We start from the raw sequence: 21,171 nt of genomic DNA, 5'->3' as shown, positions 1-21,171 counted from the left end.
CAGTCATGAAGATCCGTTCGCAAATCGGCATGGTCCTGAACCTGGACAAATGCATTGGCTGCCACACCTGCTCGGTCACCTGCAAGAACGTCTGGACCAGCCGTGAGGGTATGGAATACGCCTGGTTCAACAACGTCGAGACCAAGCCCGGGATCGGCTACCCCAAGGAGTGGGAGAACCAGGACAAGTGGAAGGGCGGTTGGGTGCGCAACGCCAATGGCTCGATCAACCCGCGCATCGGCGGCAAGTTCCGGGTGTTGGCCAATATCTTCGCCAACCCCGAGCTGCCCGGTCTGGACGACTACTACGAGCCCTTCGACTTCGACTACCAGCACCTGCACACCGCGCCTTCGGGCAACCACCAGCCCACCGCGCGACCACGCTCGGTGGTGTCGGGCAAGCGCATGGAGAAGATCGAGTGGGGGCCCAACTGGGAGGAGATCCTGGGCAGCGAGTTCGCCAAGCGCCGCAAGGATCGCAACTTCGACCAGATCCAGGCGGACATCTACGGTGAGTACGAAAACACCTTCATGATGTACCTGCCGCGCCTGTGCGAGCACTGCCTGAACCCGGCCTGCGCGGCGTCCTGCCCGAGCGGGGCGATCTACAAGCGCGAGGAAGACGGCATCGTCCTGATCGACCAGGAGAAGTGCCGTGGCTGGCGCATGTGCATCAGCGGCTGCCCGTACAAGAAGATCTATTTCAACTGGAAGAGCGGCAAGTCCGAGAAGTGCATCTTCTGCTACCCACGGATCGAGGCCGGCATGCCCACCGTGTGCGCCGAGACCTGCGTCGGGCGCATTCGCTACCTCGGCGTGCTGCTCTACGATGCCGACCGCATCAGCGAGGTGGCCAGCACCGCCGACGAGCAGGACCTGTACCAGAAGCAGCTGGAGATCTTCCTCGACCCCCACGATCCGGCGGTGATCCGCCAGGCCCTGGCCGATGGCGTGCCGCAGTCGGTGATCGACGCCGCGCAGCGCTCGCCGGTGTACAAGATGGCCGTGGACTGGCAACTGGCGCTGCCGCTACACCCGGAATACCGGACCTTGCCGATGGTCTGGTACGTGCCGCCGCTGTCGCCGATCCAGAACGCCGCGGCGGCCGGCACCGTGGGTATGAGCGGGGTGATCCCGGATGTCGACAGCCTGCGCATTCCGTTGCGCTACCTGGCCAACCTGCTGACCGCCGGTGACGAGCGACCGGTGCGGCGCGCGCTCAAGCGCCTGCTGGCGATGCGCGCCTACAAGCGCTCGGAACAGGTGGACGGCACGCCGGACCTGCAAGTCCTGGCCGACGTCGGCCTGAGCGTGGCCCAGGTCGAGGAGATGTACCGCTACCTGGCCATCGCCAACTACGAAGATCGCTACGTGGTGCCCAGCGCCCATCGCGAAGAGGCCATGAGCGACGCCTTCGCCGAGCGTTCGGGCTGCGGCTTCAGCTTCGGCAGCGGCTGCAGCGGCAGTTCCGACACCAACCTGTTCGGCGCGAAGAAGGCCAACCGCCGCGACATCATCAAGACCGTCCAGCTGTGGGAGGACTGACCATGCGCATTCTCAAGGTGATTTCACTGCTGCTCGACTACCCGACCCAGGAACTGGTCGCGGGCCGCGACGAACTGGAGCAGGCGATCATCCAGGCCCGGGAGATCAGCCCGCGCCAGCGCGGGGCGCTGTTCGAACTGCTGGAGCTGATCTGCAACAACGACCTGATGGACCGCCAGGAACACTACGGGGCGCTGTTCGGCCGGGGCCGCTCGCTGTCGCTGCTGCTGTTCGAGCACGTGCACGGCGAGTCCCGCGATCGCGGCCAGGCCATGGTCGACCTGCTGGCCCAGTACGAGGCGGCGGGTTTCGACCTGGGCGTCAAGGAGCTGCCGGACTACATCCCGCTGTACCTGGAGTACCTGTCGACTCGCGATGAGCTGGAGGCGCGCGAGGGCCTGGCCGATGTCGCGCACCTGCTGGCGCTGCTCGCCGCCCGCCTGGAGGAGCGCGAGAGCTTCTATGCCGGCTGCTTCCGCGCCTTGTTGCAGATCGCTGGGGCCGAGCCGCACCAGGCCGTGGCCGATGTGCGTGAGCAGGTGGCGGCGGAGCAGCGCGACGGCTCCCTGGAGGCCCTGGACAAGATCTGGGAGGAGGAGGCGGTGGACTTCCTCCAGGCCCAGCAGCAGGACCGTTGCGCCGGACAGGCCAGTGCGCCGGGCAAGCCCCGGGAGGAAAGCGCGGTGCCGCTGCACTGGGTGGATTTTCAGGATCAAGGGCTGGCCCGCAAGCCGGCCGGGGAGGTGGGTAATGTCTAAGTGGAACCTGTTGTTGTTCGGGGTGTATCCCTATGTGGCCCTGGCGATCTGCCTGCTGGGCAGTTGGGCGCGGTTCGACCTGTCCCAGTACACCTGGAGGGCCGGCTCCAGCCAGATGCTCTCCAGCCGTGGCATGCGGCTGGCGAGCAACCTGTTTCACATCGGCGTGCTGTTCGTCCTGGCCGGGCATTTCGTCGGCTTGCTGACCCCGGCCTCGGTCTATCACCACGTGATCAGCACCGAGCACAAGCAACTGCTGGCCATGGTTTCCGGTGGCTTTTTCGGCCTCCTGTGCCTGCTGGGCCTGGTGCTGCTGATCAAGCGACGCCTGACCGACCCTCGGGTACGGGCGACCTCCAGCACTTCGGACATCCTGATCCTGCTGGTGCTGCTGGCCCAGTTGCTGCTGGGCTTGCTGACCATCGTCGCCTCCACCGGGCACATGGACGGTTCGGTGATGGTGATGCTCGCCGACTGGGCGCAGTACACCGTGCTGTTGCGGCCGGTGGATGCGGCGGCGGCCATCGCCCCGGTGGCCCTGGTGTACAAGCTGCATGTGCTGCTGGGCCTGAGCCTGTTCGTGCTGTTTCCCTTTACCCGCCTGGTGCACATCGTCAGTGCCCCGGTGTGGTACCTGGGCCGGCGTTATCAAATCGTGCGGCACAAAGCCTGAGGAGGCGACCATGACCAGTGGATGCGGATGTGGCGGTAATGGGGGTGGCAATGGCGGCTGCTCCTCCTCGGCAGTGCACCCGCCCCAGGCGGTGGGGCAGGGGCCGGAGCTGGCGGTGGAGGTAACGCCGCAGCTGATTGCCAGCAGTGAGCAGGAATGGCCGGTGGTCAGTGTCAACGGCACCCTGATCGAGCCCCAGGCCATGGCCCAGGAGCTGCAATACCATCCAGCGGCCGATCGCCAGGAGGCGGTGTTCCTGGCCGCCAGGGCGCTGGTGATCCGCGAGCTGCTGCAGCAACGGATCGCCGAGCTGGGCCTTGGGGCCCGGCTCGGGGCCGGGGAGAACCAGGAGGAGGCGGCCACCCGCTTGCTCCTGGAACATGAGGTGCAGGTGCCCGAATGCGACGAGGCCAGCTGCCAGCGCTACTACGCCAGCAACCGCGGGCGCTTCCACAGCGCGCCGCTGCTGGCGGTGCGGCATATCCTGCTCGAGTGCGCCCCGGACGATGCCCAGGCGCGGGCCCAGGCCTTAACCCAGGCGCAGATTCTCTGCGAGCGGTTGGTGCAGTTCCCCGGGCAGTTCGCCGAGCTGGCGCGCAAGTACTCGGCCTGTCCGTCCAAGGAGCAGGGCGGCGAGTTGGGGCAGATCAGCAAGGGCCAGACCGTGCCGGAGCTGGAGCGCCAGTTGTTCACCCAGGCCCAGGGCCTGGTGGCCAAGCCTTTGGAGAGTCGTTATGGCTGGCACGTGCTGAGCGTCGACCAGCGGATCGAGGGCCAGCCCTTGCCCTACGAGGCGGTGGCCACGGCGATCCGTACCCAGCTGCAGCAGGGGGTATGGCAGAAGGCGGTGGTGCAGTACCTGCAGACCCTGGTGGGCGCCGCGGACATCCGCGGGATCCGCCTGCAGGGTGCCGATTCGCCGCTGGTGCAATAGGAGCAGGAGCATGGGCAAGTTGATGCAGGATGGCTTCGGGCGGCAGATCGACTACCTGCGCCTGTCGGTGACCGATCGCTGCGATTTGCGTTGTGTCTATTGCATGGCCAGCGACATGACGTTCCTGCCGCGCCAGCAGGTGCTGACCCTGGAGGAATTGCTGCGCCTGGCCACGCTGTTCGTCGGCCAGGGTGTACGCAAGATCCGCCTGACCGGCGGCGAACCGCTGGTGCGCCCGGGGATCGTCGAGCTGTGCCGGCAGATCGCGGCCTTGCCGGGCCTGCGGGAGTTGGTGATGACCACCAACGGCACGCAGTTGCAGCGCCTGGCCCGGCCCCTGGCCTACGCCGGGGTGCGCCGGCTGAATATCAGCCTGGACAGCCTGGACGGCCAGCGCTTTCGGGCCATCACCCGCAACGGTGACCTGGACCAGGTGCTGCGCGGTATCGAGGCCGCGCGGCAGGCCGGTTTCGAAGGCATCAAGCTCAACTGCGTGGTGATGCAGGGACGCAATTTCGACGAGGTGCCGGCGCTGCTGCAATACGCTATCGACCAGGGCATCGATATCACCTTCATCGAGGAAATGCCGCTGGGGGAGGTGGGGCGCTCGCGGGGCGAGGCGTTCTGTGCCAGCGACCAGGTGCGGCGGCTGATCGCCAGCCGCCATGCCTTGCTCGATAGCGCCGAGAACAGCGGCGGCCCGGCGCGCTACATGCGCCTGGTGGAGCATCCGCGAACCCGCGTCGGTTTCATTTCACCCAACAGCCACAACTTCTGCGCCACCTGCAACCGGGTGCGCCTGACCGTCGAAGGCAAGCTGTTGCTGTGCCTGGGCCAGGAAGATTCCCTGGACTTGCGCGGCCTGCTGCGCCGCTATCCGCTGGACGATGCGCCGCTGATCGATGCCCTGCAACAGGCGTTGCGGCGCAAGCCGCTGCGCCATGACTTCGATCCCCAAGGCGCGGTGCAACTGGTGCGCTTCATGAACATGAGTGGGGGTTGACGCGCCACTCGCCGCCAAGCCTTCCATCCCGCAGAACCTTGCGAAAGGTGTTGCCTGCCTGGCGAGTCCTGCGGTCTCGTGCGGTGTCTCGCGCTGCTCGGCAGCGGCTACAGGGTATGGCGTTGGGTGCACCTTTGAGATGCGGTTGACGCGTTTTTGTAGCCGCTGCCAAGCGCAGCGAGGCTGCGACCGGCCCGCAGGGCCGTCAAACCTGACACCTCGCAAACCTTGCGGATTGTGTTGCCTGCCTGGCGAGTCCTGCGGTCTCGTGCGGTGTCTCGCGCTGCTCGGCAGCGGTTACAGGGTTTGGCGTCGGGCAGTCGCCGGGGAGCGGGAAAATACTTGATCACGATCAATGGCAATCAATCTCATGCTCCGTAATATCCCTGCATCTTGTGTTTTGAAATTCCAAAACACCTATATGTAGTGTCAGGAGGGTGGATGCACAGCACACTGATCGAAGTGGGGCACAACCGGCTGCACAAGCGCGATGGCAGCCTGGTGGCCTTTGACGCGGACAAGATCCGCCAGGCGCTGATTGCGGCCGGCAAGGCCACCGGCGAGTACGCCGAAGCCGAAAGCGAAGGCCTTTTGGCGGCGGTCCTGGCCCACCTGGAAGGGTGTCCGCAGCTGCATGTGGAGCAGATCCAGGACCGGGTCGAACGGGTGCTGATGGATGCCGGGCACTTCCTCTCGCTACGCGCCTACATCGTCTACCGCGAACAGCACGGGCGCCTGCGCCGCGACCGCAAGACCCTGGTGGAGGTGGCGGCCTCGATGAACGAGTACCTGGACCGCCAGGACTGGCGGGTCCAGGCCAATGCCAACCAGGGTTATTCCCTGGGCGGGCTGATCCTCAACGTATCCGGCAAGGTCACCGCCAACTACTGGCTCGACGAGGTCTACAGCGAAGCCATTGGCCGCGCCCACCGCGAGGCCGACCTGCACATCCACGACCTGGACATGCTCGCCGGCTATTGCGCCGGCTGGTCCCTGCGCACCCTGCTGCACGAGGGCCTCAACGGCGTGCCGGGGCGGGTCGAGGCAGCGCCGCCCAAGCACCTGGGCAGCGCCCTGGGGCAGATGGTCAACTTCCTTGGCACCTTGCAGAACGAATGGGCCGGGGCCCAGGCCTTCAGTTCCTTCGATACCTATCTTGCGCCCTATGTGCGCAAGGACCGGCTGGGTTTCGAAGAGGTGCGCCAGGCCATCCAGGAGTTCATCTACAACCTCAACGTACCGTCGCGCTGGGGAACCCAGACCCCCTTCACCAACCTGACCTTCGACTGGGTATGCCCGCAGGATCTGCGCGAGCAGATCCCGGTGATCGGCGGGGAGGAAATGCCTTTCGCCTATGGCGAGCTGCAAGAGGAAATGGACCTGATCAACCGCGCCTATATCGAGGTCATGCAGGCCGGCGACGCCAAGGGCCGGGTGTTCACCTTCCCGATTCCCACCTACAACATCACCCATGACTTTCCCTGGGACAGCGACAACGCCGAGCGGCTGTTCCAGATGACCGCCCGCTATGGCTTGCCGTACTTCCAGAACTTCCTCAACTCGGACATGCAACCCAACCAGGTGCGCTCCATGTGCTGCCGCTTGCAACTGGACGTGCGCGAACTGCTCAAGCGCGGCGGCGGGCTGTTCGGCTCGGCGGAGCAGACCGGCTCACTGGGCGTAGTGACCCTCAACTGCGCGCGCCTGGGCTACCTGTACAAGGGCGATGCCAGCGGCTTGCTGCGGCGCCTGGACCTGCTGATGGAACTGGCCATGGAGAGCCTGGAGGTCAAGCGCAAGGTGATCCAGCACCACATGGACGCCGGCCTGTATCCCTACACCAAGCGCTACCTGGGCACCTTGCGCAATCACTTCTCCACCATCGGCGTCAACGGCCTGCACGAGATGCTGCGCAACTTCAGCGACGACCAGATGGGCCTGCACACCGCCCAGGGCCGGCGCTTCGCCCTGAACCTGCTGGACCACGTGCGCGCCACCCTGGTGCGCTTCCAGGAAGAGACCGGGCATTTGTACAACCTCGAAGCCACGCCGGCCGAGGGCACCACCTACCGTTTCGCCAAGGAGGATCGCAAGCGCTTCCCCGGCATCCTCCAGGCCGGCTGCCATGAGGCACCGTACTACACCAACTCCTCGCAGCTGCCGGTGGGCTACACCGACGATCCGTTCGAGGCCCTGGAACTGCAGGACGAGCTGCAATGCAAGTACACCGGCGGCACGGTGCTGCACCTGTACATGGCCGAGCGGATTTCCTCGGCCCAGGCCTGCAAGCAACTGGTGCGCCGGGCGCTGGAGCGGTTCCGCCTGCCATACCTGACGATCACCCCGACCTTCTCCATCTGCCCGGTACACGGCTACCTGGATGGCGAGCACGAGTTCTGCCCGAAATGCGATGAGGCCCTGTTGCTGGCGCAGCGCCAGGGCAGCCTGCACTGAGCCACTTTCCCTGAAGACCAAGGAGTTTCTCCCATGACTGCACAAGCCAACCTGCCTACCGCCCAACGCCAGCGCTGCGAAGTCTGGACCCGGGTGATGGGCTACCACCGCCCGGTCGCCGCGTTCAATCCCGGCAAACAGTCCGAGCATCGCGAGCGCCTGCACTTCAACGAACGCGCGGCCACGGCCGCTCACCCTTGAACCGAGCACTACGGGTCGGGGGCCTGGTGCCCCTGACCACCCTCGACTACCCGGGGCGGCTGGCCTGCGTGCTGTTCTGCCAGGGCTGCGCCTGGCGCTGCCGCTACTGCCACAACCCGCAACTGATCCCGCCCCGAGGCCTCGATGAGCGTCCCTGGGAGCAGGTCCTGGAGTTCCTCCGGCGCCGCCAGGGGCTGCTGGAAGCGGTGGTGTTCAGTGGTGGCGAGCCGACCTTGCAGGAGGGGTTGCCGGACGCCATGGCCCAGGTCCGCGAGCTGGGCTTCGCCGTGGGCCTGCACAGCGCCGGGATCAAGCCCGAAGCCCTGGCCCGGGCCTTGCCATTGGCCGACTGGGTGGGTTTCGACGTCAAGTCCCTGGCCGAGGATTGCCAGGCCATCACCGGCGTGCGTGGCAGCGGCGCGGCCAACTGGCGCAGCCTGGAATACCTGCTGCAAAGTGACGTGGACTACGAATGCCGGACCACGGTGCACTGGCACCTGGCGGACCCTGCGCGGTTGCTGGCCCTGGGGCGGCGCTTGCAGGCCTACGGCGTGCAACGCTTCGTGGTGCAACTGGTGCGCACGGCGCGCATGCTCGATGCCGACCTGCCTGCGGCAGCGCCCCAGCAGGGGTTGCCTGGATTGTGGCAGGAGCTGGGCGAACTCTTCGCCGATTTCCAACTGCGCAGCTGAGGGCCAGGCTGGCCGGCCGTGGCGGATCGACTAGGCTGCCAGGAGGCTCGCGGCGCAGAGTCAAAAAACTGTGGTGCAGGGTCAAGCAGGGACCGGACGGCCTGCCCAGGATGGGCGCAGGCCGGCGGCGGACCTGCACGGCGAGCGCGGCCTATCGAACCTCCAACAAGAACAGGACATCGCGCAATGAATGCCTACCTGACCGCCTTGGCCCATGCCCAGGCCGATCCCGTCGACTTCTGGCACCAGCAGGCCCGCTTGCTGGACTGGATGCGCTTTCCCCGGCAGATCTTCCAGCAGCAGGATCCCCAGACCTACCAATGGTTCGCCGATGGGCAGCTCAATACCTGCCAACTGGCCCTGGACCGGCATGTCGAGGCCGGGCATGGCGAGCGCCTGGCATTGATCTACGACTCCCCGGTCACCGGCCAGCAACGACGCCTGAGCTACGCGCAGTTGCTGGAACAGGTGGCGCGCTGCGCCGGCATGCTGCGTGGGTTGGGGGTGGAGCAGGGTGACCGGGTGGTGCTGTACATGCCGATGATCCCCGAGGCGGTGATCGGCATGCTGGCCTGCGCCCGGCTGGGGGCGGTGCATTCGGTGGTGTTCGGCGGTTTCTCGGCGGCGGAGCTGGCGGTGCGCATCGACGATGCCCGGCCCAAGGTCCTGCTGACCGCCAGTTGCGGCATCGAGTACGAACGCGTGGTGCCCTACAAGCCGCTGGTGGACAAGGCCCTGGAACTGGTGGCACAGCCGCCGGAGCGGGTGGTGGTCGTGGCCCGGCCCCAGGCCGGCGCCGAACTGCGCCAAGGCCGGGATGTCGACTGGGCGGCGCTGATGACCGATGCCGAGGCAGTGCCGGCGGTGCCATTGCTGGCCGGCGAACCGTTGTACGTGCTGCATACCTCGGGCACCACGGGCAAGCCCAAGGGCGTGCTGCGCGACAATGGCGGCCATGCGGTGGCCCTGAACTACAGCATGCAGGCGGTCTACGACGCCCAGCCCGGGGAGGTGTTCTGGGCTGCCTCGGACATCGGTTGGGTGGTGGGGCATTCGTACATCGTCTATGGGCCCCTGATCCGTGGTTGCACCACCTTGCTCTACGAGGGCAAACCGGTGCGCACCCCCGATGCCGGGGCGTTCTGGCGGGTGATCGCCGAGCACCGGGTGAATGTGTTCTTCACCGCGCCCACCGCCTTTCGCGCCATCAAGCGCGAGGACCCCCATGGCCGGCTACGCCAGGAACACGATCTGTCCTGCCTGAAGGCGGTGTACGTGGCCGGCGAGCGCCTGGACCCTGCCACCTACGACTGGCTGCGCGAGTCGTTGCCATGCCCGGTGATCGATCACTGGTGGCAGACCGAGACCGGCTGGCCGGTGGTCAGCACGCCGCGTGCAACCGGTGGTTACCCGGTCAAGACCGGTTCGGCCGGGCTACCGGTGCCCGGCTACCAGTTGGCGGTGCTCGATGACCAGGGCGAGCCGGTGCCCTGTGGCGAACCGGGCAACATCGTGCTGCGCCTGCCTTTGCCGCCCGGGGTGCTCAATACCTTGTGGCAGGACCGCCAGCGTTTTCTCGACAGCTACCTGGGGACCTTTCCCGGCTACTACCTGAGCGGCGACGGTGGCTATGTGGATGCCCAGGGTTATGTGTTCGTCATGGGGCGCATCGACGATGTGATCAACGTCGCCGGCCATCGCCTGTCCAGCGGTAGCCTGGAACAGGCCCTGGGCGAGCACCCGGCGGTGGCCGAATGCGCCGTGGTGGCCCTGGACGATGCCCTCAAGGGCGAGGTGCCGGTGGGTTTCGTGGTGCTCAAGCAGGACGCCCGGGTGGACCCCGGGCAACTGGAGCAGGAACTGGTGCAGCGGGTACGCGAGCAGGTTGGGGCCCTGGCTTCGCTGCGTCGGGTACTGGTGCTCAAGCGCCTGCCCAAGACCCGCTCGGGGAAGATCCTGCGCAAGACCATGCGCAGCCTGGCCCGGGGCCCGGAAGTGGCGGTGCCGGCGACCATCGAGGACGTCCAGGTGCTCGATGAGCTGCGCCAGCTGTTCGCCGAGCAGGGCTTCTATGGAGCAGGACCGGGCTAGGCTTTTAAAGGAGATTGTAGGAGCGAGCAGGCGGCGATCCGGCTTGCCCGCGATGGACTTCGGAACGCTGGGTTGAGCCAGTCAAAACGCGCTGGCGTTAACGATCATCGCGAGCAAGCTTCGCTCCTGCAGGTTGACTGACTGGCGGGTTTTTCAACGCGGGCCTGGCCCTTGCAGGGCGTCTCTAAAAACGTAGGCGAGGCAGCCAGCGCAAGGCAAAAACCGGCGAAAAAGCGCAGTTTACAAGGGGTAAATGAGCATTTTGACCGGGCTGGCGCACCAGCCGGTTTTTAACGCAGCGATGGCAATACAGGTAGTTTTTAGCGGTGCCCTTACAGGCGCCGCAGGACTCGCTCCAGGGCGTCGAGGAACTGCCCGGCCTGATCCTGGCTGAAGCACAGCGGCGGGCGGATCTTCAGGGTGCTGTTGGCCGCTCCGGCAACGCCGATCAACATGCCTTCGTCACGCAACTGGTTGACCAGGCGCCGGGCGGTCTCCGGGTCCAGCGTGCCGCTGTCCGGCTGGCGGATATCGACGCCCAGGAACAAACCGGCGCCACGCACCTCGGCCAGCACCGGATGATCCGCCGCCAGGCTCTGCAGGCCCTGCATGAGCAGGCCGCCCACTTGCAAGGCATTGGCTTGCAGGCCTTCTTCCTCGATCACCTGCAGCACCGCCAGGCCCACCGCGGCCGACACCGGGTTGCCGCCGAAGGTGTTGAAGTAGCTGGCGTGCTGGCCGAAGCGCTGGACGATATGCGGGCGTACCGCCAAGCCCGCCAGCGGGTGGCCGTTGCCCATCGGTTTGCCCATGGTCACCAGGTCCGGTACCAGGCCGTGGCGCTCGAAGCCCCACATGTGGCTGCCGGTGCGGGCGAACCCCGGTTGTACTTCGTCGGCGATGAACAGGCCGCCAGCCTCGCGGATGGCTTGCGCCGCCGGGGCGAGGAAGCCCGGCGGGTCGGCGAATACCCCGTCGCTGGTGAACAGGGTGTCCACCAGCAACGCCGCCGGGCGGATGCCATGGCGCTGCATATCGGCGATGGCCGCGCGCACCTGGTTGGCGAAGACCTGGCCCACCCGTTCCGGGTGCCGGGCGGCGTGCAGCGGCGCATCCACCACCCGGCAGTCCCGGGACAGCGGCACGTAGTCGCCCACCGAGGGCGACAGCTCGGCAATCGCCAGGGTCATGCCGTGGTAGGCGTAGCGGGTGACGATCACCCCGGTGCCGCCGCTGTAGTCCCGGGCGATGCGCAGGGCCAGGTCGTTGGCCTCGCTGCCGGTGCAGGTGAACATCGCCTGGCCCAGTTCCACGGGCAGGGTGGCCAGGAGTTTTTCGGCGTAGTCCAGCACGCCTTCGTGCAGGTAGCGGGTATGGGTATTGAGTTGTGCGGCTTGCCCGGCCAGGGCCTGGACCACCCGGGGATGGCAATGGCCGACCGAGGCGACGTTGTTGTACAGGTCCAGGTAGCGCCGCCCGGCGCGGTCCTGCAGCCAGGCGCCGCTGCCGCTGACCAGGTGCAGGGGTTGTTCGTAGAACAGCTGGTAGGCCGGTCCCAGCAAGCGTTGCCGGCGCTCGATCATGGCGCGCTGGGCGCTGTCCAGGGCCTCGGCGTGTTCGGTTTGGAAGGCGTTGACTTTCAACATGGCGAGGCTCCTCAGGGCTCTTGGCGCTCATCGTCCATGACGATGCTGCCGATGATGTGGTACTTGCGTCGGTCGAAATGCCGGAAGTACAGGGCGATGGCCGCACCCAGGGCGAAGCTGGCGGCGACGATCCAGGGGATCAGCTTGAACAGCAGCGATTGCGCGGCGCTGCCGGCGGCGAAGCTGAGATTGGCGAATAGCAGGTAGACCACGTAGAGCATGCCCAGCCCGCCCAGCAAGGGTGCGAGGAAGGTCTTGAACCAATGGCGCTGGGCCACATGGCGGGTGCCCAGGTGGAAGTAGCAGACCACCGCGAAGGCGCAGAGCGCCTGGACGATCAGGATGCCCATGGTGCCGAGGATCGCCAGCAACGCGTAGAGATCGGCATAGGGGTCCTTGCCCGCGGCCAGGAAGGCCAGGACGATGGCCGTGGCGATCAGGCTCTGCACGGTGGAGGCCACATGGGGCGAGCCGTGGCGCGGGTGGGTGCGGCCGACGCTGCGGCCGAGGCAGTCGAACAGGTTCTCCCGGCCCAGGGCATAGATGTAGCGCGAGGCGCAGTTGTGGAAGGCCATGCCGCAGGCGAACGAGCCGGTCACCACCAGCAGCTTGAACAGGCTCACCGCCCACTCGCCCAGGTACAGCCGGGTAGGGCCGTAGAACACCTCGGCGGCCTGGGCCGGGTCCTGGGCCAGGCGGATGGCTTCGCTGGGGCCGGAGCCGGCGATGGCCATCCACGACACGAAGACATAAAACACGCCGATACCGATCACCGCCAGCAGCGTGGCCAGGGGAATGATCTTCTTCGGATTGCGCGATTCCTCGCCATACATGGCCGAGGACTCGAAGCCGACCCAGGACCAGAAGGCGAAGAACAGGCCGATGCCGGCATTGGCGCCGATCACTCCCTGGGCCGGGGTGAAGGCCTTGAGCGGATTGATCGACTCTGGCGCCAGGCCCTGGGGGCCGCCACCGTGCCAGAGCACGGCGCCGGCCATCAGTGCCAGCATCAGGATCTCCAGCACCAGGCAGATGCCCAGCACCTTGGCGGTCAGGGAAATGTCGAAGTAGCTGAGGATGCCGTTGGCCGCCAGCATGGCCAGGGCGAACAGGATCCAGGGCGCCTGGAGCCCGCTCGCACTGGCCAGCAGGTCGACGCAGAAGAAGGCGAAGATGCCCACCAGGGCCGCTTCGAAGACGATGTAGGTCAGGGTCACGGCGATGCCGGCGGCCATGCCCACCACCCGCCCGAGCCCGTGGGAAATGAACCCGTAGAAGGCCCCCGTGGCGGTGATGTACTTGGCCATCTGCGCGTAGCCGATGGCGAACAGCGCCAGGATCACCGTCGCCACCAGGTAGCCGGCGGGCGCGTACTGGCCGTTGCCGCTGCCGATGGCGATCGGCACGTTGCCGAGCATGGCGGTGATCGGCGCCGCCGTGGCCACCGTCATGAACAGTACCCCCATCAAGCCCACGGCGTTCCTGCGCAAGCGCTGGACTTCCTGGGGCCGGGCCGGGTCATCGAGTTGCTGGGACAGCTTGTCCGTGTAGATCTCGCTCATGGGGGCACTCCGTCAGAGAGGTAAATCCTCTAGGCAAGGGCCTGGAGGGATTCGGGCAGGATCTGGCCGCCGTCGACGACCAGGCTCTGCCCGGTGATGTAGCCGGCTTCGCGGGAGGCGAAGAACAGCGCGGCGCTGGCGATGTCCTCGACGCTGCCCAGGCGCCGCAGCGGCACCGAGGCGGCCATGCTGTCCTGGTACTCCTGGCCCATGTCCTGCAGGCCTTCGGTGAGGATGTTGCCCGGCAGCACGGCGTTGATGGTGATGCCATCGCGGGCCAGCTCGATCGCCGCGGTACGCATGAAGCCCAGTTGCGCGGCCTTGCTGGCGCCGTAGTGGGCCCAGCCGGGGAAGCCGGTCACGGGGCCGGTGATCGACGAGGTGAGGATCACCCGCCCGTACTCGGCCTGGCGCAGGTAGGGCAGGGCCGCCTGGACACAGAGGAAGTTGCCCTTGGCGTTGGTGGCCAGCACCCCGTCCCAGTCGGCTTCGCTCATCTGTTCGAGGCTGGCCGAGGGGAACACTCCGGCATTGCAGCACAGCACGTCCAGCCCGCCGTGGCTGCCGGCGACGTCGGCCAGCAGTTGGCGGACCGCGGCGCCCTGGGCTACATCGGCGACGAACCCCTCGACCTGCAGGCCTTCGTCACGCATGCGCCGGGCAACGCCCTGGACCTTGTCGGCGTGGCGGGCGCTGATGGCGACCCGCGCGCCCTGGCGAGCGAAGCCATAGGCGATGCCCAGGCCGATGCCGCTGGTGGCGCCGGTGACCAGGACGCTTTTGCCTTGAAGTGAAGTGAGCATGGATAAGTCCTTTTGCGTGGATTGATCTGGATGGTGGAGCGCGGACGCTGGGTCGCACTTGACCGCGCGGCACAACTTTTACCCTGAAATATCAAATCTGTGGCGACGGCCGCGTGCCTTGTGTCCTGGAGTCAAGATTTCGCCCCGGGCGGTCAAGCGATGCGCGCCGGCCGCCTCGCATCCTGTGGTGGCCTATCTACCCTGGAGCGCGCTGATGATGACTGCCTCGAACCCCGCCAACGACCTGGATGCCGTTGCCCCCCTGGCCAGCCAGGCCATCCTGCGCTATGCCCCGGCGCTGCACGGTGAGCTGCGCCTGCTCAGCCATTCGGAGAACGCCACCTACTTGTTGCACAACAGCCGCCGGCGTTCGGTGATGCGGGTGCATCGCCAGGCCTATCACTCGTTCCAGGAGATCGCCAGCGAGCTGGCCTGGCTGGCGGCGCTGCGCGAGGAGGGGCTGCAAGTGCCCGACGCCATCGCCGGCCTGGATGGCCAGTTGATCCAGCAAGTCGAGCTGGCCGGGCTGGGCAGCCGGTATGTGGTGCTGTTCGACTGGATCGAGGGCAGCGAGCCTTCGTCCCACGGCCTCGATGCTTCGTTTCGCCGCCTGGGGGCGATCAATGCGCGCCTGCACCAACAGGCCCGGCGCTGGCACCAGCCCCGGGACTTCACGCGCATGACCTGGAACCACGCGAGCATGCTCGGTCCCGAAGGGCATTGGGGCCCCTGGCAGCAGGCACCTTACCTGGACGAGGGGGCTCGGGCGCTGATCGGCGAGGTGGTCGGCGTCCTCGGCCAGCGCCTGGCCGACTATGGCCAGGGGCCCGAGCGTTTCGGCCTGATCCATGCCGACCTGCGCCTGGCCAACCTGCTGGTGCAGGGCGAGCACACGCGCATCATCGACTTCGACGATTGCGGGCTGGGCTGGTACTTGCACGACCTGGCCGCGGCCTTGAGTTTCTTCGAGCATCACCCTGAGCTGGCGCAATGGATCGACAATTGGCTGCAGGGCTACTGCAGCCAGCTGGCGCTTGCGGCCGAGGACCTGGCCATGCTGCCGACCCTGATCATGCAGCGGCGCCTGCAATTGCTGGCCTGGACCGGAACCCACCGGGGGACGGCGCAGGTCGAGTGCCTGGGGCGCGAGTGGGTGCAGCAGACCCTGGGGTTATGCCGGCGCTACCTGGATGACGGCTTGCGGAGTGTCCTGGCGCACGGGGGGTACTGAATCGATGTTACAAACCGCTACGCCCTGCACCGGTGCACTGTCGCCCGGCACCGAGCAACGCCTAGCGCCGACAGTGCCGGGCTTGAGACCACGGAGCCCGGCGCCGCGGGGCCAGGCGGGGATCTGGAATGGAACTTGCGTAGTCCAGCCCCCCGTCCATGGTGATTGCGCAAGGAGGTTCCCGGTGCCCCTCATCACCACGTCCACGAGCCGTCCCCATGAAAGCCAGGTCGGCGTCCTGGCCTCGGCCGCCAGCGGCCTGAGCGATTTCATCCAGATGCACGGCGGTAATCCCGAACGCATCCTGGGCATGACCGGCATCGATCCCGAGCAACTGCTGCACCCGACCCTGAGCCTGGACCTGAACCAGTATTGCTCGGTGTTCGAGGAGGCGGCACGGCAGACCGGCAACCATAATTTCGGCCTGCGCTATGGCCAGCAGTTCCGTCCGGACTCCCTGGGCCTGCTGGGTTATGTGGGGATGTGCTCGGCGACCCTTGGCGAGGGCCTGCGCAACGTCGCCCGGGCCTTTCCGGCGCACCAGCAGGGCAGCCTGCTGCGATTGGTGGAGGACGGCGAGCTGTGTCGCTTCGACTACCAGGTGCAATACGGCGCCATCTTGCGCAAGCGCCAGGATGCCGAGCTGTCCCTGGGCATGTTCGCCAACCTGATACGCCATGCCCTGGGCCAGAACTGGGCGCCGGAGCGGGTGCATTTCGAGCATCCGCAGCCCGAGGCCTGGCATGAGCACTGCAAGGTGTTCGATGCCCCGGTACTGTTCGGCCAACCCTGCAACGCGCTGGTGTTTCGCCGCAGCGTGCTGCAGCGGCCGATGCCCGGGCACGACCCGAAACTGCTGGCGATCCTCTTGGAGAGCCTGCACAAGCTCGCGGTGGCCGGCGGCGACCAGGCCCGTCCGGACATGGTCGCCGAGGTGCGGGCCCAGGTGCGCGACCTGCTCGGCGAGGGTTACCCGTGCCTGGAGCAAGTGGCCCATAACCTGCGCATGCCCAGCTGGACCATCCAGCGCCGCCTGGGGGAAAGCGGCCTGACCTTCTCGAGCCTGGTGGACACCGTGCGCCAGGAACTGGCGCTGTACTACCTGCAGCAATCGACCCTGCCGATCTCCGAGCTGGCCCTGGCCCTGGGCTATTCGGAAATCAGCGCGTTTTCCCGGGCCTTTCGCCGCTGGTACGGCGTCAGCCCGATCCAGTGGCGCCAGGCCCATCGCGGCTTGGAACCAGGGTCGGCCTGAAGGCGAGCGGGGTCCTCAGGCCGGTCGGCGCCAGGCTTCGAAACCATCCAGCAGCAGGCCCAGGCCGGCTTCGAAGGTGGAGCCGCTGTTGACCTGGACAAAGTGCGTGCCGAGGAAGGCCGCTCCCGGATAGTCGCCGGCGGACCTGGCCAGGTAGCCGCTGATGAAGTCGCCGTGGGCTTGTGGCGCCTGGTGGTTTTCCTTTTCTGCGGCGATCACCGAGATGAACAGCAGCAACAGGTGATAGGCCATGGCGGCGAAGGGCTGGGGCAGGGCGGCCTGTTCGAGGATCCGGCCGATGTGATCGAAGTAGGCCAGGCCATAGTCGATCTCGCCCGGCTGCACGCGCTGGAACAGGCGGAACTTGTTTTCGGTGAGGATGTAGGTCGCCAGGCCCGGCCAGCGTTCGAGGATCGCCAGCGACGAGTGGGCGAAGGCCTCGATGTCCTGGCGCCAGTGGCCGGTGATCGGCGGCAGTTGCTGCAGGCGCTCTTTGAACGCGGCGTTGATCACCGCGCTGATCAGTTCGTCGCGGTTGCCCAGGTGATAGTGGACCATGCCGGCGGCGACCCCCAGTTCCTTGCCGATCCTGACCATGCTGACCTCCGCCAGGGATTCGCCCTGGGCGATGCCGATGGCGCAGTTGATCATGGCCTCGCGCGAGACGTCCTGGTCGCCCTTGGGACGACGTCCCGAACGTTTGCGAGGGGCGGCCTTGGCGGTGACGGGGGAGGCGGGTTTCTCAGACATCCAGATGTCCCATGGGCTAATTGACAGGCTCTCAGATTAGCATCTAGCTTTTGCCGGGTTCAAATTAAGGGCCTGTCAATTATGCCATCCACTTCCCTCGACCCCTGCCTGCTGCGCAGCCTGGACCTCAACGCCCTGGTGGCCTTCGTCGCGGTCTACCGCGAGCGCAACGTCTCCCATGCGGCGCACTGCCTGGGCCTGACCCAGCCCGCGGTGAGCAATGTGCTGGGCAAGTTGCGCCGGCGCTTCAACGATCCGCTGTTCCTGCGCACAGGCCGACAACTGGCGCCCACCCCCTTCGCCATCCGCCTGGCCGAGGACCTGCAACCGGCCCTCGGGGCGCTGGAGGTGGTGTTGGCCGGCTATCCACAAGCGCCTTCGGGCGAGGGCGGGAAATTTTTTCAGGACTATAATTGACACTATCTCAATTGTTGTTCTAGTCTGGCTTCAGGTTTAATTGAGTGCATCTCAATTATTGCTTGTAAGCGATCCTTCGGGATCTGGCAGGAGGGCCCGTCGTGGCTAATCCCAACAACAAGAAAGTCGCAGTGACCGCCGGTCTGCGTGGTGCATCCTGGAGTGCCCAGCGCATGCTCGAGCCGTATCGATCCACCCCGTACCCGTTGCTGACCGAAGACGGCCAAGGCGCCCTGGGCATGCTGTTTTCCCGGGGTGGCGAGCGCAAGGTGCTGTTCATCATGCATCCTCGCGAGCTGGTGCTGACCCACTACCTGGTGCCCGATGCCCTGGATGCGGGCTGGGCTTGCTGGGTCCAGGGCGCGCGCTCGATCGGCAACGACCTGCGCCTGGAGCACGAATTCGCGCTTTACGATGTCGCCGCCGGCATGCGTCACCTGCGGACGCAGGGTTTCGAGACCATCGTGCTGCTGGGCAATTCGGGGGGCGCCGGGCTGTTCGCCTTCTACAACCAGCAGGCCCTGTGCGCTCCCGAACAGCGCATCAGCCATACCCCCGCCGGACGGCCCACCCGTTTCGCCAGTGCCGACCTGCCCGCGGCGGACGGCATCGCCCTGGTGTCGCCGCATCCGGGCCAGGGCATCTTGCTGATGAACGCCCTGGACCCCTCGGTCACCGATGAGCTGGACCCGTTCTCGGTGGATCCGCGGCTCGATCCGTTCAGCGCCGCCAATGGCTTTTGCGCACCGCCGGACAGCTCGCGCTACAGCGCCGAGTTCATCGAGCGTTATCGCGCCGCGCAGCGCCAGCGGGTCGCTCGCATCGATACCTTCGCCCGGCACCTGGTCGAACAACGCCAGGCCGCGCGCGAGCGCCTCAAGAGCGGTGGCTCGCGCCAGGACAAGGCCGTGGCCAGCCATGGCCCGATCTTCCAGGTGTGGCGCACCGATGCCGACCTGCGCTGCTGGGACACCAGCCTCGACCCGTCCGACCGCTATGTCGGCTCCCTGTGGGGCAGCGACCCGTTTATTTCCAACCTGGGCAGCGTCAGCTTCGCCCGCACGGTGACCCCGGAGTCGTGGCTGTCGACCTGGTCCGGGTTGTCCTCGAACGCCTCCCTGGCCAAGTGCGCCGGGGCCATGGAGCAGCCCCTGCTGCTGATCGAGTACAGCGGCGACAACTGCGTATTCCCCGGTGACGCCGACGCCATCTACGACGCCATTCCAGCATCCAGCAAGGAGCGCCAGCGGGTGCGCGGCAACCATCACGGCCAGGCCCTGGAGGAAGCCGAGACCAGCGGCCAGATCCTCGCCGGCAGGCATTTGCAACGGTGGCTCCAGGACCACTTCTAGACGACCAAGAGCCTGAACGGCCAAGCATCCTAACGATCAAGAGCGTGCAGTCATGACAATTACAACAACTCAAGCCTCTTCCGCCACTGCCTCGGATACCCGCGGCGAACCCCTGCGCCACGTCGCCGCGCCGATTCCCGGGGTGGTCTATCCGCCCCAGGGCGAGCTCGAGCGCTACCTGCGTGAAGGGGTGCTCGGTTTCCAGACTCTGGTCGATGGTTTTGCCGCCATCGCCCGCCAGTACCCGGACAACGTCGCGCTGCTCGGCCCCGGGCTGCGCATCACCTATCGTGAGCTGGACCAGCGCTCCACTCGCCTGGCGGGGGCCTTCCTGCAGCAGGGCCTGCAACCGCTGGACCCGGTGGTGTTCCAGCTGCGCGACAGCGAGCAACTGGTGATCGCCTTCCTCGCCTGCCTCAAGGCCGGGTTGATCCCGATCTGCACCCTGGCGGCGCACCGCGAGCGCGAGATCGGCTACCTGGCCAACCTGGCCGAGGCCAGGCTGCATATCGTCCAGGGCGATGACGCCAAGTTCGACAGCATCGGTTTCGCCCGCAAGATGCGCGAAGCCACGCCGTCGTTGCAGTTGATCATGCAGGTCCGGGGCCCGGCCCAGGACGGCGTGCTGCACCAGGATGCGCTGGTGGACGGCATCGACCTGGCCAGTGCCGAAGCGCTGTTGCAAGGCGTGCGCCTGGACCCGTTCCAGGTGGCGGTCTACCAGCTGTCCGGCGGCACCACCGGGGTGCCGAAGATCATCCCGCGCTTTCACAACGAGTACCTGTACAACATGCGCGCCGTGGCCCAGTGGCTCGATTACCGGGCTGACGACGTGCTGTTCATGCCGCAACCGATGGTGCACAACCTCAACATGGGTTGCTGCTTCGGGCCGTTCCTGATGACCGGCGGCACCATCACAGTGACCCCCGACCTGCAGCCGGAAACCCTGATTGCGTTGATCGCCTCGACCAGGCCGACCTGGCTGATGCTTGGCGGGCCGATCATCGCTCGCCTGGAATCGGCGATCCAGGATGGCCGGGTCGACCTGGGCAATGCCCGGGGCGTGCTGGTGGCCAACAGTGCCGCCAAGTTGCAGAAGCTGCTGGGGGTGCGGACCCACAATGTGTTCGGCATCACCGAAGGCGTGATCATGTTCGGCCACCGCGAAGACGGGGCCGAGGCCCACGACACTACCAATGGCCGGCCAGTCTCGGCCTTCGACGACATCCGCATCCTGGTGCCCGGCACCGAGCAGGACGCCGAGCCCGGCGAGATCGGCGAGCCGGCGTTCAAGGGGCCGTACACCATCCACGGCTATTTCCGTGCCGAGGAGCGCAACCGCGAAACCTTCACCCGCGACGGTTACTACCGCTCCGGCGACCTGATGTACACCAAGGTCCTGGACGGCAAGACCTACTTCGTGTTCTGCGGCCGCCTGAAGGACCTGGTCAGCCGCGGTGGCGAAAAGATCAATTGCGAGGAAGTCGAACTGGCGGTCGCCGGGCATCCGGCCGTCGCCGCGGTGGCGGCCGTGGGTTACCCATGCCCGGTATTCGATGAGCGCCTGTGCGCCGCCCTGGTGCTGCGCGACGGTTTCGCCGCGCCCACGGTCGCCGAGCTGGGCGCCTTCCTCGAGGACTACGGCCTGGCCAAGTTCAAGTGGCCGGAGCGCATCGAAGTGCTGGAGGCCTTCCCGCTGACAGCCTCCGGCAAGCTCAGCAAGGAAAAACTGCGCGAGCAGGTCGAGGCCAACGTGCTGCATGAAAAGGCCAAGCAAGCGAACTGACAGACCGTTCAAAGGAGTA

The 21,171-nt window shown here is 66.5% G+C and carries 18 protein-coding genes; 14 read left to right on the top strand and 4 right to left on the bottom strand.

The window, feature by feature from the left end:
• Positions 1-5: 5 nt before the first annotated feature.
• From narH to GDH07_RS14515, 9 genes are all read left to right on the top strand, one after another.
• Entirely contained in the window at positions 6-1,544 is a 1,539-nt protein-coding gene (gene narH, locus GDH07_RS14555) for a nitrate reductase subunit beta (protein ID WP_053129321.1), read from the top strand.
• A 2-nt stretch (positions 1,545-1,546) separates the two neighbouring features.
• Positions 1,547-2,302: a nitrate reductase molybdenum cofactor assembly chaperone gene (gene narJ / locus GDH07_RS14550; protein WP_152897993.1), complete on the top strand. Its 756-nt coding sequence runs from the start codon at positions 1,547-1,549 to the stop codon at positions 2,300-2,302.
• Positions 2,295-2,975, top strand: coding sequence for a respiratory nitrate reductase subunit gamma (gene narI, locus GDH07_RS14545; RefSeq protein ID WP_152897992.1), 681 nt, complete (start codon positions 2,295-2,297; stop codon positions 2,973-2,975). Before narJ ends, narI begins: the two co-directional genes overlap by 8 nt.
• A 10-nt stretch (positions 2,976-2,985) precedes the next feature.
• On the top strand, positions 2,986-3,909 hold the full coding sequence (locus tag GDH07_RS14540) for a peptidylprolyl isomerase (protein ID WP_152897991.1): 924 nt from the start codon (positions 2,986-2,988) through the stop codon (positions 3,907-3,909).
• A gap of 10 nt (positions 3,910-3,919) precedes the next feature.
• Positions 3,920-4,912, top strand: coding sequence for a GTP 3',8-cyclase MoaA (gene moaA, locus GDH07_RS14535; protein WP_152897990.1), 993 nt, complete (start codon positions 3,920-3,922; stop codon positions 4,910-4,912).
• Between the two features lie 441 nt (positions 4,913-5,353).
• Positions 5,354-7,366: a ribonucleoside triphosphate reductase gene (locus GDH07_RS14530; RefSeq protein WP_053129342.1), complete on the top strand. Its 2,013-nt coding sequence runs from the start codon at positions 5,354-5,356 to the stop codon at positions 7,364-7,366.
• A 33-nt stretch (positions 7,367-7,399) separates the two neighbouring features.
• Entirely contained in the window at positions 7,400-7,567 is a 168-nt protein-coding gene (nrdD, locus tag GDH07_RS32855) for an anaerobic ribonucleoside-triphosphate reductase (RefSeq protein WP_053129344.1), read from the top strand.
• On the top strand, positions 7,564-8,259 hold the full coding sequence (locus tag GDH07_RS14520; RefSeq protein WP_152897989.1) for an anaerobic ribonucleoside-triphosphate reductase activating protein: 696 nt from the start codon (positions 7,564-7,566) through the stop codon (positions 8,257-8,259). Before nrdD ends, GDH07_RS14520 begins: the two co-directional genes overlap by 4 nt.
• A gap of 186 nt (positions 8,260-8,445) precedes the next feature.
• Positions 8,446-10,350, top strand: coding sequence for an acetate--CoA ligase (locus GDH07_RS14515; RefSeq protein ID WP_152897988.1), 1,905 nt, complete (start codon positions 8,446-8,448; stop codon positions 10,348-10,350).
• A gap of 332 nt (positions 10,351-10,682) precedes the next feature.
• Here GDH07_RS14515 and GDH07_RS14510 read toward each other — a convergent pair whose 3' ends face one another.
• From GDH07_RS14510 to fabG, 3 genes are read right to left on the bottom strand one after another with little or no spacing between them, the layout of a single operon-like run.
• On the bottom strand, positions 10,683-11,996 hold the full coding sequence (locus tag GDH07_RS14510; protein ID WP_152897987.1) for an aspartate aminotransferase family protein: 1,314 nt from the start codon (positions 11,994-11,996) through the stop codon (positions 10,683-10,685).
• Positions 11,997-12,007: 11 nt separating this feature from the next.
• Positions 12,008-13,558, bottom strand: coding sequence for an APC family permease (locus GDH07_RS14505; RefSeq protein WP_103325064.1), 1,551 nt, complete (start codon positions 13,556-13,558; stop codon positions 12,008-12,010).
• 29 nt (positions 13,559-13,587) lie between these two features.
• Positions 13,588-14,361, bottom strand: a complete 774-nt coding sequence (gene fabG / locus GDH07_RS14500) for a 3-oxoacyl-ACP reductase FabG (RefSeq protein ID WP_053129362.1) — start codon at positions 14,359-14,361, stop codon at positions 13,588-13,590.
• Between the two features lie 214 nt (positions 14,362-14,575).
• Here fabG and GDH07_RS14495 point away from each other — a divergent pair, with 214 nt between their 5' ends.
• Positions 14,576-15,592 (top strand): phosphotransferase enzyme family protein, encoded by a 1,017-nt coding sequence (locus GDH07_RS14495; protein WP_152897986.1) that lies wholly within the window; start codon positions 14,576-14,578, stop codon positions 15,590-15,592.
• Positions 15,593-15,776: 184 nt separating this feature from the next.
• Complete coding sequence (gene qhpR / locus GDH07_RS14490; RefSeq protein WP_343038239.1) at positions 15,777-16,847, top strand: AraC-like transcriptional regulator QhpR; 1,071 nt, start codon at positions 15,777-15,779, stop codon at positions 16,845-16,847.
• A gap of 15 nt (positions 16,848-16,862) precedes the next feature.
• On the opposite strand, the gene GDH07_RS14485 is transcribed toward qhpR, so the two are convergent.
• On the bottom strand, positions 16,863-17,597 hold the full coding sequence (locus GDH07_RS14485) for a TetR/AcrR family transcriptional regulator (RefSeq protein WP_053129367.1): 735 nt from the start codon (positions 17,595-17,597) through the stop codon (positions 16,863-16,865).
• Between the two features lie 81 nt (positions 17,598-17,678).
• Here GDH07_RS14485 and GDH07_RS14480 point away from each other — a divergent pair, with 81 nt between their 5' ends.
• From GDH07_RS14480 to GDH07_RS14470, 3 genes are all read left to right on the top strand, one after another.
• On the top strand, positions 17,679-18,014 hold the full coding sequence (locus tag GDH07_RS14480; RefSeq protein ID WP_053129370.1) for a LysR family transcriptional regulator: 336 nt from the start codon (positions 17,679-17,681) through the stop codon (positions 18,012-18,014).
• A 101-nt stretch (positions 18,015-18,115) separates the two neighbouring features.
• Positions 18,116-19,366, top strand: a complete 1,251-nt coding sequence (locus tag GDH07_RS14475; RefSeq protein WP_218584737.1) for an alpha/beta hydrolase — start codon at positions 18,116-18,118, stop codon at positions 19,364-19,366.
• Between the two features lie 52 nt (positions 19,367-19,418).
• Entirely contained in the window at positions 19,419-21,152 is a 1,734-nt protein-coding gene (locus tag GDH07_RS14470; protein ID WP_152897985.1) for an AMP-binding protein, read from the top strand.
• Positions 21,153-21,171 lie beyond the last annotated feature (19 nt).

The organism is Pseudomonas piscis (genome assembly GCF_009380155.1).
GTDB classification, from domain to species: domain Bacteria; phylum Pseudomonadota; class Gammaproteobacteria; order Pseudomonadales; family Pseudomonadaceae; genus Aquipseudomonas; species Aquipseudomonas piscis.
Note: the sequence above shows the minus strand (reverse complement) of the source record. Positions and strands in the feature narration are given on the sequence as shown.

Excerpts from the sequence above, each read along its gene's own strand:
- moaA (WP_152897990.1), top strand. The coding sequence starts at position 3,920 with ATGGGCAAGTTGATGCAGGATGGCTTCGGGCGGCAGATCGACTACCTG.
- narJ (WP_152897993.1), top strand. The coding sequence starts at position 1,547 with ATGCGCATTCTCAAGGTGATTTCACTGCTGCTCGACTACCCGACCCAG.
- GDH07_RS14495 (WP_152897986.1), top strand. The coding sequence starts at position 14,576 with ATGATGACTGCCTCGAACCCCGCCAACGACCTGGATGCCGTTGCCCCC.
- GDH07_RS14515 (WP_152897988.1), top strand. The coding sequence starts at position 8,446 with ATGAATGCCTACCTGACCGCCTTGGCCCATGCCCAGGCCGATCCCGTC.
- GDH07_RS14470 (WP_152897985.1), top strand. The coding sequence starts at position 19,419 with ATGACAATTACAACAACTCAAGCCTCTTCCGCCACTGCCTCGGATACC.
- fabG (WP_053129362.1), bottom strand. The coding sequence starts at position 14,361 with ATGCTCACTTCACTTCAAGGCAAAAGCGTCCTGGTCACCGGCGCCACC.
- narH (WP_053129321.1), top strand. The coding sequence starts at position 6 with ATGAAGATCCGTTCGCAAATCGGCATGGTCCTGAACCTGGACAAATGC.
- GDH07_RS14540 (WP_152897991.1), top strand. The coding sequence starts at position 2,986 with ATGACCAGTGGATGCGGATGTGGCGGTAATGGGGGTGGCAATGGCGGC.
- GDH07_RS14530 (WP_053129342.1), top strand. The coding sequence starts at position 5,354 with ATGCACAGCACACTGATCGAAGTGGGGCACAACCGGCTGCACAAGCGC.
- GDH07_RS14505 (WP_103325064.1), bottom strand. The coding sequence starts at position 13,558 with ATGAGCGAGATCTACACGGACAAGCTGTCCCAGCAACTCGATGACCCG.
- nrdD (WP_053129344.1), top strand. The coding sequence starts at position 7,400 with ATGACTGCACAAGCCAACCTGCCTACCGCCCAACGCCAGCGCTGCGAA.
- GDH07_RS14510 (WP_152897987.1), bottom strand. The coding sequence starts at position 11,996 with ATGTTGAAAGTCAACGCCTTCCAAACCGAACACGCCGAGGCCCTGGAC.
- GDH07_RS14480 (WP_053129370.1), top strand. The coding sequence starts at position 17,679 with ATGCCATCCACTTCCCTCGACCCCTGCCTGCTGCGCAGCCTGGACCTC.
- narI (WP_152897992.1), top strand. The coding sequence starts at position 2,295 with ATGTCTAAGTGGAACCTGTTGTTGTTCGGGGTGTATCCCTATGTGGCC.
- GDH07_RS14485 (WP_053129367.1), bottom strand. The coding sequence starts at position 17,597 with ATGTCTGAGAAACCCGCCTCCCCCGTCACCGCCAAGGCCGCCCCTCGC.